Origin of the sequence: Cryobacterium sp. PH29-G1, assembly GCF_030063365.1 — a bacterium.
In the GTDB taxonomy this organism is placed as follows: Bacteria; Actinomycetota; Actinomycetes; order Actinomycetales; family Microbacteriaceae; genus Cryobacterium.
Window position 1 is genome coordinate 231739 of sequence record NZ_JASISY010000004.1, and the last position, 12398, is coordinate 244136.

Consider the following 12398-nt stretch of genomic DNA (forward strand, 5'->3'; position numbering starts at 1 on the left):
TGCTGCCGGGCGAGGTCACGGTGACACTTCCGACCCGGCACCCGAGCCGTCGCCGGCGCGGGTGGGCTCGCCGGGGGCGGTGACGATGCCAGCCGCGAGCGTCGCGCCGTCCTGCGGGTGAATCACCAGAAACGCGCCGGAGCGGCGGTTCTGCGCATAGCGTTCCACCGGCAGATCGCGGGACAAACGGATGCTGGCCTGCCCGATGTCGTTCACGGCCAGTGTCGTGGCCGGTTCAACGCCGAGTGTCGTCAGATCCAGCCGCCCGGTAACGTCGCTGATCAGGGCCTGCATGAGGGTCGTTCCAAACTTCACGAGCACCCGCGCGCCCGGTGCGAGCGGGCGCGGGTCGAGCCAGAACAGGTCCGCCTCCAGGGTGCGGGTGACCGGCGGCAGAGTGTCGACGGCCGCGATCACAGCCCCACGGGCAATGTCGAGGTCGTCGGCCAGGCGCAGGGCGATCGATTGCGGCGCGAAGGCCTCGTCGAGGTCGACCCCGGCGAAGTCGATGCCGGTGACAGTGCTGGTGCCACCGCCGGGCTCAACGCTGACGGTGTCGCCGACCTTGATGCTGCCGCTGGCCACCTGCCCGGCGTAGGCCCGATAGTCACGGTACGAGTCAGCGAGTTCCGGGGCGACGGAGACCGCGCCCTGTGGGCGCAGCACGAGTTGCACGGGCAGGCGGAACGCTTCGGTGGCTCGCCCGGACGCATCCCGATCGTCGATTACGGTGAGCGTTTCGAGCAATTCCAGCAGGCTCGGCCCGTCATACCAGGGGGTACGCTCGGAGCGGTCCACGACGTTGTCGCCGACGAGGGCGGACACCGGGATCACGTGCACGTCGCCGAATCCGAGCGACCCGACACCGAGTTCAGCGGTGACGAGACGCACGGATGCCTCCACCTCCCGGTACGCGGCCTCGTCGTAGTCCAGCAGGTCGATCTTGTTGACCGCAACGATCACGTGCGGCACGCGCAGCAGGGCGACGACGCTGAGGTGCCGGCGGGTCTGCTCGAGCACGCCCTTGCGGGCGTCGATGAGCATGATGACGGCATCCGCTGTGGTGGCGCCGGTGACCATGTTGCGGGTGTACTGCACGTGGCCGGGGCAGTCGGCGAGGATGAAGGAGCGGGCCGGAGTGGCGAAGTAGCGGTAGGCGACGTCGATGGTGATGCCCTGCTCGCGTTCGGCGCGCAGGCCGTCGGTGAGCAGCGCGAAGTCAATGCCGCCACTGTCGCCGCCGAAGCCCCGCTCGTTGGACGTGCGGGTGACCGCTTCGAGCTGATCGGCCAGGATGGCCTTGGAATCGTGCAGCAGCCGGCCCACCAGGGTGGATTTGCCGTCGTCGACCGAGCCGGCCGTTGCGAAGCGAAACAGGGTACCTTCGCCGGTTGCGACGATGTCGTCGGCGGTGTTGGCCTGGGTGTCAATGGTGAGGGTCATCTGGTTATTCCGTTCCCAATCCGCCGGCCGAGACCGGTGCTTCTGTGCGCTTGGCCAGTACGGCGTTGAGCAGTGTCACGTTGAACAGTCCGAACAGGTCCCCGTCCTTGCCGGTGCCGGCCTTGACCGCCTCGGCGAGCGAGACGGGAAAAGTAGCGGCCAACGGGTCGACGTTGAACTGCACTTCGGTCAGCGCCCGGTCCAGAACATCATCGGCCAGCGCCTTGCCGGTGTCGGACGTGAGCTTCTCGTTGATGACCGCCCCGGCCTCGGCCGGATTCTGGGTGAGCCAGTCCACCGCGGTGACGTGCCCGTCGAGCAGGGCGCGAACGGTGTCTGGATGTTCCTCGAGGAAGGCTTTCCGCACGAGCAGCACGGTGGTCGGAAAGTCACCGTTGGGCCACAGCTCGGCTTCATTCACCAGAATGTGGCCGCCGGCCTCGAGCACGAGCCGGGACACCCACGGTTCGGGGAGCCAGGCGCCATCGATGGCGCCGCTCTGAAACAGGGTCAGGGTCTGCGCGTTGTCGGTCGGTGCCACGGTGACATCGCCGCCGCCGGTCGTGTTGGTCTCATACCCCTCGTTGCCGAGCCAGGACCGCAGCGCGATGTCCTGGGTATTGCCCAGTTGCGGCGAAGCGAGGATGCTGCCGGCCAGGTCAGCTGCGCTGTCGATCCCGTCGCGCACGACGAGGGCGGCACCGCCGCTGGCGGCGCCGGCCACGATCACAGCCGATTGGCCGCCGCTCTGCACGAACGTGTTCACCGCCGGGCTCGGGCCGATGTAGGCGGCGTCGATGGCCCCGGCGCTGAGCGCCTCCACGGCGGCCGGGCCGGCGTTGAAGATTTGCGTACTCAGCGTCGTATCACCCAGGGCAGCGGTGAAGAACCCGTTGGTCAGCCCGACGAGTGCCGCGGCGTGGGTGACGTTGTCAAAGTAGCCGAGGCGTAGTTCAGCGGCGGGACCCCGATCCGTGGCGGGCTCGGTGCTGACCGTGGCGGCGCATCCGCTGAGTAAAAAGGTGGTTGCGAGCGCCAGGGCGCCTAACCGCAGCGAACCGGTCATCAGAAATATCCTTCCTTCTTGCGGTCCTCCATGGCTGCTTCGGAGATGCGGTCGTCGGCGCGGGTCGCGCCACGCTCGGTGATGGTGCTCACGCCCACCTCGCGCACGACGTCGGTGACGGATGCCGCGAGCGAGTCGACCGCGCCGGTGCAGCTCATATCGCCCACCGTGCGGTACCGCACGGTGCGCGTTTCGACGGTTTCGTCGGCGCGGGGCGGGCTGACCGGGCTGACCGCGCGCCACATGTTGTCGCGGCGGTACACCTCGCGCTCGTGCGCGTAGTACAGCGGGGGCAGCTCAATCTGCTCGCGCTCGATGTAGCGCCAAACGTTGAGCTCGGTCCAGTTGCTGATCGGAAAGGCGCGCACGTGCTGTCCCACCGTGTGGCGGCCGTTGTAGAGGTTCCACAGTTCGGGGCGTTGGTTGCGCGGATCCCACTGGCCGAATTCGTCGCGGAGAGAGAGGATGCGCTCTTTGGCGCGGGCCTTGTCTTCGTCGCGGCGGGCGCCGCCGAAGACGGCATCGTGGCGCCCGGCGGCGATCGCGTCGAGCAGCGGCAGCGTCTGCAACGGGTTGCGAGTGCCGTCGGCACGTTCGGCGAGACGGCCGTCGCTGATGTAATCCTCGACCTTGGCGACCGTCAGGCGCACACCGTGCGCGGCAACGGTTTTGTCCCGAAACTCGAGCACCTCGGGAAAGTTGTGGCCGGTATCGACGTGCAGCAAATCGATGGGAATCTTGCCCGGCCAGAACGCTTTCGCGGCGAGGTGCAGTACCACGACGGAGTCTTTGCCGCCGCTGAACAGCAGTACCGGTCGTTCGAACTCGGCGACGACCTCACGGATGATGTGGATCGCTTCACTCTCGAGCACGTTGAGTTCGGAGAGGCGGTGTGCAGTCGTGGTGGTCATAGGTGGAGCCCGCATTCTGTTTTCTCGAGGGTGGCCCAACGGCCGGAACGGGGATCAGCGCCCGCCGCAACGGGCTGGGTGCAGGGGGCACAGCCGATGGAGGGATAGCCCTGGTTCAGCAGCACATTCACCGGCACATGATGGTCGATGGCGTACTGCATGAGCTCGTCGTAGCTCCAAGCGGCGACCGGGTTGACCTTGACCAGGCCGTTGCGTTCGTCCCAGGTCACGAGGGGCGTGTCAGCGCGGGTGGGCGCTTCATCGCGGCGTACGCCGGTGAACCACAGCTCGTAGCCGCCGAGCGAGCGCTGCAACGGTTCAACCTTGCGCATCGCGCAGCAGGAGTTGGGGTCGCGGGCGAACAGCTCGGTGCCGTGCAGGGCGTCCTGCTCGGGCACCGTCGACAGCGGCAGCACGTCGACAACCGTTACCGGCAGGGCGGAGGCGACCGCGTCGCGGGTCTCGTAGGTTTCGGCGAAGTGGTAGCCGGTGTCGAGGAACAGCACGTCGACGCCGGGCAGCTGCTGCGACACGATCTCGGGCAGCACCGCGTCGGCCATGGAGCACGCGACGGCAACGGAGCCGGCGCTGAAATTGCGGGCGACCCAGGCCACGACCTCCGCAGCGGTGGCCTCGCGGCCGGTGGCTGCTGCGGCGGCAGCGAGTTCGGCCGAGCCGGCTTCGACGAGGGCCTGCAGCTCGGCGGCCGGCCGGCGCGGCGGCAGCGGGCGGGCGGGGGCAGCGGATGCCGCGGCGTGTTTGTCGGCGTTCAGGTTGGTGGCGCTCATTTGAGGTCCTCCTCGTCGGCGCGGTGCGCCCACTGGGCAAATGTTTCGTCGTCGGTGCGGGCGGCCAGAAAACGCAGCACGAGGCTCTCGACGTAGTCGGCCAGGTTCTCGGCGGTCACCTTGAGACCTCGCACCGTCCGGCCGAGTCCGGCCTCGTCGCGATCCACCGAGGCGAGGCCGCCGCCGAGGTGCACCTGGAAACCGGGGGTGGAGCCGCCGTTGCCGTCCGGCAGCAGCTGGCCCTTCAGCCCGATGTCCGCGGTTTGAATGCGGGCGCAGGAGTTGGGGCATCCGTTCACGTGCAGGCTGATCGGGTGGGGGGCGTCAATCCCGGCGAGCCGTTTCTCGAGCTCGAGGATGGCATCCGTTGCGGTTTGCTTGGTCTCGACGATCGCGAGCTTGCAGAATTCGATGCCGGTGCAGGCGATGGTCGAGCGGCGGAACAGGCTCGGCCGGGCCGACAGGCCGATCTCGTCGAGGGCCGCGATGAGCGGTTCCACGTGTTCTTCGGCCACGTCGAGTACGACCAGCTTCTGGTGCGGGGTGGTGCGCAGCCGGCTGGAGCCGTGGGCTTCGAGCAGGTCGGCGAGCTCGGTGAGGGTCTGGCCGGAGATGCGACCGACGAACGGGGCGAGGCCGAGGTAGAAGCGGCCGTCCTTCTGCTTGTGCACGCCCACGTGGTCGCCCGGCGTTTTCGGGCGGGGTGCTGCCGGGCCATCCGGCAGGGTGAAGCCGAGATATTCGTCCTCAAGAATGCGACGGAATTTGTCGGTGCCCCATTCGGCGAGCAGAAACTTGAGGCGGGCCTTGCCGCGCAGGCGGCGGTAGCCGTAGTCCCGAAAGATGGAGACGACGCCGCGCCAGACCTCGGACACCTGGTCGGGGGCGACGAAGGCTCCGAGGCGTTCGGCCAGACGCGGGGTGGTGCTGAGTGCGCCACCGACCCAGAGGTCGTAGCCGATGCCGAGGTCCGGGTGATCGACGGCCACCAGGCCGATGTCGTTGATCTCGTGCACGACATCCTGGCTGGGGTGGCCGGTGACGGCGGTCTTGAATTTGCGCGGCAGATTGGCGAATTCGTCGGTGCCGAGAAATTTGCGGGCGAGCTCGTTGATGGCCTCGGTGGGGTCGATGAGTTCGTCGGCGGCGATGCCGGCCACGGGGGAGCCGAGGAACACGCGCGGCACGTCGCCGCAGGCCTGGGTGGTCTCGAGGCCGACGGCTTCGAGGCGGCGCCAGATTTCGGGCATGTCCTCGATTTGGATCCAGTGCAGCTGAATGTTCTGGCGGTCAGTGAGGTCGGCGGTGTCACGGCCGAAGTCGCGGGACACCCCTCCAATAACGCGGGCTTGCTCGGTCGTGAGCTGGCCGCCGTCGATGCGCACGCGCAGCATGAAGAAGCGATCTTCGAGCTCTTCCGGTTCCAGAGTGGCGGTCTTGCCGCCGTCGATGCCGGGCTTGCGCTGGGTGTACAGACCCCACCAGCGAAAACGGCCGTGCAGGTCGGTGCCGTCAATCGAGTCGAAACCCTGTTTGGAATAGATCTCTTCGATCCGGCCGCGCACGGCCAGACCGTTGTCGACCTGCTTCCAGACCTCATTGCCGTTGAGCGGTTCGGTACCGTCGATCTTCCACTGGCCGTTCGGGCGCGTCTGCGCCCGGGGGACACGGGTGGGTGTTGCGGCACTCTCGCTCAGCTTCGGCGACACGGTTAGCTCCTTCGATCTCGAACGGCACACGTGACGTGCGCCGGGCGTGGTAGAAACGTATCCACGCCGAGGCCTTCCGCGCTCAAACAGGGGTAACGCCCGGTCACGCGAGGTAGCACGGCGTCACAATGCGACGCGCCCCTTCGTCGGCGCTACTCTGGCGGGCATGCCGCCGGCTTGGCCGCGCCCCCGTAGGCTAGGGGCATGGCTGAACGCACCCCCTGGTCCCTCTCCGGCGCACTGCGCGGAATGTTCGCGAAGAAGACCATCGACGCGGACACGTGGGACGACCTCGAGGACGCCCTACTGCAGGCCGACTTCGGTCCCACCGTCACCGATGCGGTCATCGCCGACCTGCGCACCAAGGTCGCCAAATACAACACGACCGATCCGACCGACCTGCAACGGATGCTTCGCGAAGGCATCGAAGAGCGACTGTCGGTTCTCGATTCCACCCTGACGCTGTCTGAACGCCCCGCCGTCGTGCTGGTCGTCGGGGTCAACGGCGTCGGCAAAACCACGACGATCGGCAAATTCGCCAAGTTTTTACACACCTACGGGCGCAGCGTCGTGATCGGCGCGGCGGACACCTTCCGTGCCGGGGCCGTCGAACAGCTGGCGACCTGGGCTGAACGCGCCGAAGCGCAAATCGTGAAGCCACAGATGACCGGCCAGGATCCGGCATCCGTCGCTTTTCAAACCGTCGAAAAGGCGAAGAACGAGGGCATCGAAATCGTGCTCATCGACACCGCCGGACGGCTGCAAACCAAGGGGGGCCTCATGGACGAGCTCACCAAGATTCGCCGGGTCGTCGAGAAGCAGGGGCCGATCGCCGAGGTGCTGCTCGTGCTCGATGCCACCACCGGTCAGAACGGGCTCGCCCAGGCCGAGGCATTCATCCAACACGCCGGCGTGACCGGTCTCGTGCTGACCAAGCTCGACGGTTCAGCACGTGGCGGCTTCGTGCTGGCCGTGCAGGAGAGGACCGGAATACCGATCAAACTGGTCGGACAGGGTGAGGGCATCAACGACCTCACCGGCTTCACCCCGCACGTGTTCGCACAGAAACTCGTCGGCTGATCGACCATCGAAAAAGTTTAGGGACAGTGAGGGCAGCATGAGCATTGAGCACGATTTCTTCGGCATTCTTGGGGACGACGAGGAGGGTGAGGTCTACTGGTCCGAATCGGCAGAGCTCGGCGACCAGAGCGTCGAAATCGACCTCAGCTCGCCCGACGAGGAATCCGTTACCGTCGAAGCGCTCGACATCGCAGCGGCCATGATCGGTGCAATCGAAGACCTTGACTCTCAGGTGCGCGAATCCCTCGTTGCCGACCTGTCGGCGGAGGTCTCGGTGACGAGCCAGTACATTGCCGAGCAGCTCGAGGAGATGGACCAGGAAGCGATCGAAGATGCCATCATCTGGGATTCCGGCGACCAGCAGATCGACTTTCTGCGCTCACTGCGCCTGCAGCGCATCGGTTTTCACCCGCACCACCGGGGCAGCGAGGAACACTTCGCGGTGCTCGAGTACGCCATCAGCCCCGACGAGACCGACGGCCTGCTCGTCGTCACGATCGACGTGCACGGCGACACCATGCAAATAGCCCTAGACAGCTAGCCCAGCCCGACCCAACCGGGCCCGGGCCCGGAAACCGGGCCCATGATAGATCATGGGCCCGGTTGCATAAGCTGGGCCCGAGCGGCGAGACCGGCAGTTCAGACGGCTGCTACTGAATCGTGCCCTTGACCGGGTCGCCGAGCGGAACATTCACCGTGACGGTCACCTCTGGGGCCAGTGTGAGCGCGTCGCCCATGAGCCGGTTGAGTTCGGCCATTGCCTCGCCGGCGGCGTGGGCGGCGAGATCAGCTGAGGTGCTCCAGCGTTCCACCATGATCAGTTTGGACTGGTCAGTGTGCAGGGCATACAGTTCGCAGCCCGCCTCCTGATGCGCAAGAGGTGCGGCCCCGGCGATTGCTTCGAGGGCGTCCTGAAAGCGACCGGGCTTCGGGATGAGGGTGGCGATGACGACGACGGACATAAGAACTCCTGACTGGGTGCTGATCCCGATTACGGGCTCAATGCTCAGCATGCCACGCTGAATCGGGTGCACTCTCAACCTGCGTAAACTGGACGGACTATGGCTACTTTTGGAAACCTCTCAGATCGCTTGGCCGAGACGTTCAAAAACCTCCGCACCAAGGGCAAGCTCAGTGCAGCGGATGTCGACGGCACCGTTCGTGAGATCCGTCGCGCCCTCCTCGACGCCGACGTCGCCCTCGAGGTCGTTAAGGACTTCACCGGTAAGGTGCGCGAGCGCGCCCTAGGCGACGAAGTCAGTAAGGCGCTGAACCCGGCTCAGCAGGTCGTGCAGATCGTCAACGATGAACTCATCACGATTCTCGGCGGCCAGCAGCGCCGGTTGGAATTCGCCAAGAAGCCGCCGACGATCATCATGCTGGCCGGTTTACAAGGTGCCGGTAAGACCACACTCGCCGGCAAGCTCGCGAAGTGGCTCGCCAAAGACGGTCACACGCCGCTTCTGGTGGCCGCCGACCTGCAGCGCCCCAATGCCGTCACTCAGCTCGAGGTCGTCGCCAAGCAGGCCGGTGTCGCTGTCTACGCGCCCGAGCCCGGCAATGGTGTCGGCGACCCGGTCAAGGTCGCCCGCGACGGCGTGAAGTACGCACTGCAGAAGGTGCACGATGTCGTCATCGTCGACACCGCCGGTCGTCTCGGCGTTGACGCGGAGCTCATGAAGCAGGCTGCCAACATCCGTAAGGCGATCAACCCCGACGAGGTACTTTTCGTCATCGACGCGATGATCGGGCAGGACGCCGTCGCCACGGCCAAGGCCTTCCAGGACGGCGTCGACTTCACCGGTGTCGTGCTCACCAAGCTCGACGGCGATGCCCGTGGTGGCGCGGCACTGTCGGTTGCGAGCCTCACCGGCCGGCCGATCATGTTCGCCTCGACGGGGGAAGGACTCGACGACTTCGAGCCGTTCCACCCCGATCGTATGGCCGGCCGCATCCTCGACCTCGGTGACATCCTCACCCTGATCGAGCAGGCGCAGGGCGCCTTCGATGAGGACGAGGCCCGCAAGGTGGCCGAGAAATTCGCGACGGACACCTTCACCCTCGACGATTTCCTCGGCCAGATGCAGCAGCTGCGCAACATGGGCTCGATCAAGAAGATGATGAGCATGCTCCCCGGTGCGGGTGCCATGAAGCAGCAGCTCGAGAACTTCGATGAGCGTGAAATCATTCGCACCGAAGCGATTATTCAGTCGATGACCAAGCTCGAGCGCACCACCCCCAAGCTGCTCAACGGCTCCCGGCGTCTGCGCATCGCCAACGGTTCCGGATCGAGCGTCACCGAAGTCAACCAACTGGTGCAGCGCTTTGAGCAGGCCGCCAAAATGATGAAGACCGTCGCCAAGGGCGGCATGCCCAACATTCCCGGCATGGGCCCGATCCCCGGAGCTGGCTACGGCGGCAAGCCCAAGCAGGTGGCCAAGAAGAAGGGCTCCAAATCGGGCAACCCGGCCAAGCGCGCCGCGGAAAATGCCGCTATCGCCTCGGGCGTCAAACCCGCCAGCGAGACGGCGGCAGCGGATGCCGGCGGCTCCGGCTTCGGCCTCGGCTCCGGAGCGCAGCCGGGTAAGGGCAAGGCCGGCGGCCCGACCGAAGAAGAAATGGTCGCACTGCAGAAAATGCTCGGCCGGTAGCAGAGGAACAGGCTCGCGCTCCGGGCCCACCCTGCGGTGCGGACCCCGCGCCCGGGGCCCACCGTATGCAAGCGGGCCCCGCGCCCGGGGCCCACCGTATGCAAGCGGGCCCGCGATAGATCATGGGCCCGCTTTCCGGGCCCGGGCCCGGTCGGTTTGGGGGCGGTGGTCTTAGGCTGGATGCATGACCTCAACGACGAACCGTATGGTGCGCCTCGGCGTGCAGATCGCCCCGCAGCATGCCCAGTACACCAAGATTCGTGACACGGTCGCGGCCGTGGAAGGGCTCGGTGCCGACATCGCCTTCAACTGGGACCATTTCTTTCCGCTCAGCGGTGATCCCGACGGCCTGCACTTTGAATCATGGACCATCCTCGCCGCCTGGGCCGAGCAGACCACGACCATCGAGATCGGCGCCCTGGTCAACTGCAACAGCTATCGCAACGCCGACCTGCAGGCCGATATGGCCCGCACGATCGACCACATCAGCGGTGGACGCTTCATTTTCGGCACCGGAGCGGGCTGGTTCGAGCGCGACTACCAGGAGTACGGCTACGAATTCGGCACGCCCGGCACTCGGCTCAACGCCCTCGATGACAGCCTGAACCGCATCGAGGCCCGGTGGGCCAAGCTCAACCCGCCGCCCACGCGCGACATCCCGGTGCTCGTCGGCGGCGGTGGGGAGAAAAAGACCCTGCGCATCGTCGCCCAGCACGCCGATATCTGGCACTCATTCTCGAACCCCGACGTGCTCGAGCACAAGCTCGGTGTGCTGGGGGCGTGGTGCGACGAAGTCGGTCGCGACATGAGTGAGATCGAGATCTCTACCGAGCTGCGTGGGCGCACGGTCGCCGACGCGGACGCGCTCTACGACCTCGGCACCCGCTTGTTCACGGTGGGAATCTCCGGCCCCGATTACGACCTCGGCAAAGCCACCGACTGGCTCGCCTGGCGCGACAGCAAGAACGCCTGACCCCTCCGGCGGCGGCAACTCCGGGCTCGGGCGGCTACTGCCCCAGCCCCTGGGCCAGCTCGTGGCTGAGCGCAGCGACCACGGCCGTCAGGTTGCCGCCCTCGGCAGCGGCGACGGCCAGCTGGCGCTGATAGCTGCCACCTTCGTCGATGATGCGGTGCAGACCGAGCAATTCGGGTAGGCAGCCGAGCCGTTCGGCAACGGGGGAGAGGACCTCGATGAGGTGACGCACATCATCCGTCACGAGGCGCTCAGCGCCGGCGGCATCGAGGATGATCTCGGCATCGAGGCCATACCGGGCCGCCCGCCACTTGTTCTCGCGCACGAACCACGGCTGCATGCGCGGAACGTCTTCTCCCGCGTCGAGGCGGGTCGACATCCACTCGACCAGGCACTGGATGAACGCGGCGATCGCGGCGAGTTCCACGGCGGTCGAGACGCCGTCGCACACCCGCACCTCGATCGTGCCCCAGCGCGGCGACGGTCGAATGTCCCAGCGCACCTCCGTGACGTCGTCGATGATGCCGGTGGCCGTCATGTCATCGACGTAGCGTTCCCATGCCGCCCAGTCGGGCAGATCCCAGGGCAGACCGGCAGTGGGTAGCTGTTGGAACATGAGCGAACGGTTGCTCGCGTAGCCGGTGTCAACGCCGGCCCAGAATGGGCTCGATGCGCTGAGCGCCTGCAGATGGGGAACATAGCTGAGCAGGCCGTTCATGATCGGGATGACCTTGGCCTTGTCTTCGATGCCGACGTGCACGTGGATGCCCCAGATCATCATGTTGCGACCCCACCACTGGGTGCGGTCGATGAGCTTGTGATAGCGCTCCTTGTTGGTGACGGTCTGTTCAAACCACTGCGCGAACGGATGCGATCCGCTGCAGATCACATCCACCTCCCGGCCGTCCAGAACGCGACGCACCTCGCTCAACTGGCCGGCGACGTCCGCTACCGCATGGCCCACCGTGTCGTGCACCCCGGAGACCAACTCGACCGTATTCAGCAGCAGCTCACCGGTAATGGTGGGGTGCGCGGCGCCGTCCGCGCCGCGCAGAGCGTCGAGCACCTCCTCGGCGATCGAGACCAGATCGCCGGTGTGGCGGTCGACGAGGGCAACCTCCCACTCGATGCCCACGGTGGAGCGGGCGGATCGGGCGAATTCGAGTGACACAGGTGCTCCTTGGGCGAAATGGTGACAGTCGGTTTGGTCGATTATCACTATGTGCGCAATCTCTGACACAATGATTAGTCGCGATCCGTTGTGCCCGACCCTCTATCTCGGTGCAACGTGATCCTATAGAGCTTATGCCGAGTGTGCCCCCACGCTCACGGCCCAAGGTTCGCCAAACACCGAATCAACACTGGAGAATTGTGGCTGTCAAAATCCGTCTGAAGCGCATGGGCAAGATCCGTGCACCGTACTACCGCATTGTCGTTGCCGACGCGCGCACCAAGCGCGACGGTCGTGTCATCGAAGAAATCGGCATCTACCACCCCACGGAGGAGCCCTCGGTCATCGAGGTCAAGTCCGAGCGTGCGCAGTACTGGCTCAGCGTCGGCGCTCAGCCGACCGAGCAGGTTGCTGCACTCCTCAAGCTCACGGGCGACTGGGGCATCTTCAAGGGCGACAAGAACGCCAAGAGCACCGTCAAGGTGAAGGAACCGAAGGCTGCTTTCGTCGCTGACGAGAAGAAGAAGCCGGTTCTCAAGCCCAAGGTCGAGAAGCCGGTCGCCAAGGCCCCCGAGGTTGCTGCCGAAGCAACCGAAGAGGCGTAAC

12 protein-coding genes are annotated in these 12398 nt (G+C 66.0%); 5 read left to right on the forward strand and 7 right to left on the reverse strand.

Annotated features, from left to right (window positions below; translation table 11 throughout):
• Positions 1–15 precede the first annotated feature (15 nt).
• Genes QMK22_RS07600 through QMK22_RS07620 form a run of 5 tightly spaced genes read right to left on the reverse strand, consistent with a single transcriptional unit; the run spans position 16 to position 5917 of the window.
• Positions 16–1443 (reverse strand): sulfate adenylyltransferase subunit 1, encoded by a 1428-nt coding sequence (locus tag QMK22_RS07600; protein ID WP_283497009.1) that lies wholly within the window; start codon positions 1441–1443, stop codon positions 16–18.
• Positions 1444–1447: 4 nt separating this feature from the next.
• Positions 1448–2509, reverse strand: coding sequence for an ABC transporter substrate-binding protein (locus QMK22_RS07605; protein WP_283497010.1), 1062 nt, complete (start codon positions 2507–2509; stop codon positions 1448–1450).
• A complete protein-coding gene (cysD, locus tag QMK22_RS07610; protein ID WP_283497011.1) occupies positions 2509–3420 on the reverse strand; it encodes a sulfate adenylyltransferase subunit CysD in 912 nt (303 codons plus the stop codon). Before cysD ends, QMK22_RS07605 begins: the two co-directional genes overlap by 1 nt.
• The gene (locus QMK22_RS07615; RefSeq protein ID WP_283497012.1) at positions 3417–4208 is read right to left on the reverse strand and encodes a phosphoadenylyl-sulfate reductase; all 792 of its coding nucleotides are present in this window, start codon (positions 4206–4208) and stop codon (positions 3417–3419) included. Before QMK22_RS07615 ends, cysD begins: the two co-directional genes overlap by 4 nt.
• Complete coding sequence (locus tag QMK22_RS07620) at positions 4205–5917, reverse strand: nitrite/sulfite reductase (RefSeq protein ID WP_283497013.1); 1713 nt, start codon at positions 5915–5917, stop codon at positions 4205–4207. Before QMK22_RS07620 ends, QMK22_RS07615 begins: the two co-directional genes overlap by 4 nt.
• Positions 5918–6121: 204 nt before the next feature.
• On the opposite strand from QMK22_RS07620, the gene ftsY reads away from it, so the two are divergent.
• Positions 6122–6997 (forward strand): signal recognition particle-docking protein FtsY, encoded by an 876-nt coding sequence (ftsY, locus tag QMK22_RS07625; protein WP_283497014.1) that lies wholly within the window; start codon positions 6122–6124, stop codon positions 6995–6997.
• Between the two features lie 37 nt (positions 6998–7034).
• Complete coding sequence (locus QMK22_RS07630) at positions 7035–7538, forward strand: DUF2004 domain-containing protein (RefSeq protein ID WP_283497015.1); 504 nt, start codon at positions 7035–7037, stop codon at positions 7536–7538.
• A gap of 109 nt (positions 7539–7647) precedes the next feature.
• Here the strand turns inward: QMK22_RS07630 and QMK22_RS07635 are convergent, their stop codons facing one another.
• Complete coding sequence (locus QMK22_RS07635; RefSeq protein ID WP_283497016.1) at positions 7648–7959, reverse strand: putative quinol monooxygenase; 312 nt, start codon at positions 7957–7959, stop codon at positions 7648–7650.
• A gap of 99 nt (positions 7960–8058) precedes the next feature.
• On the opposite strand from QMK22_RS07635, the gene ffh reads away from it, so the two are divergent.
• On the forward strand, positions 8059–9648 hold the full coding sequence (ffh, locus tag QMK22_RS07640) for a signal recognition particle protein (protein WP_283497017.1): 1590 nt from the start codon (positions 8059–8061) through the stop codon (positions 9646–9648).
• A 184-nt stretch (positions 9649–9832) separates the two neighbouring features.
• Positions 9833–10621 carry an LLM class F420-dependent oxidoreductase gene (locus QMK22_RS07645; protein WP_283497018.1) on the forward strand — a complete coding sequence of 263 codons (789 nt, stop codon included), beginning with the start codon at positions 9833–9835 and terminating at the stop codon, positions 10619–10621.
• A gap of 34 nt (positions 10622–10655) precedes the next feature.
• Here QMK22_RS07645 and QMK22_RS07650 read toward each other — a convergent pair whose 3' ends face one another.
• Positions 10656–11792 (reverse strand): glutamate--cysteine ligase, encoded by a 1137-nt coding sequence (locus QMK22_RS07650; RefSeq protein WP_283497019.1) that lies wholly within the window; start codon positions 11790–11792, stop codon positions 10656–10658.
• A gap of 200 nt (positions 11793–11992) precedes the next feature.
• Between QMK22_RS07650 and rpsP the strand changes: the two genes are divergently transcribed.
• Positions 11993–12397 carry a 30S ribosomal protein S16 gene (gene rpsP, locus QMK22_RS07655; protein ID WP_283497020.1) on the forward strand — a complete coding sequence of 135 codons (405 nt, stop codon included), beginning with the start codon at positions 11993–11995 and terminating at the stop codon, positions 12395–12397.
• Position 12398: the final 1 nt, after the last annotated feature.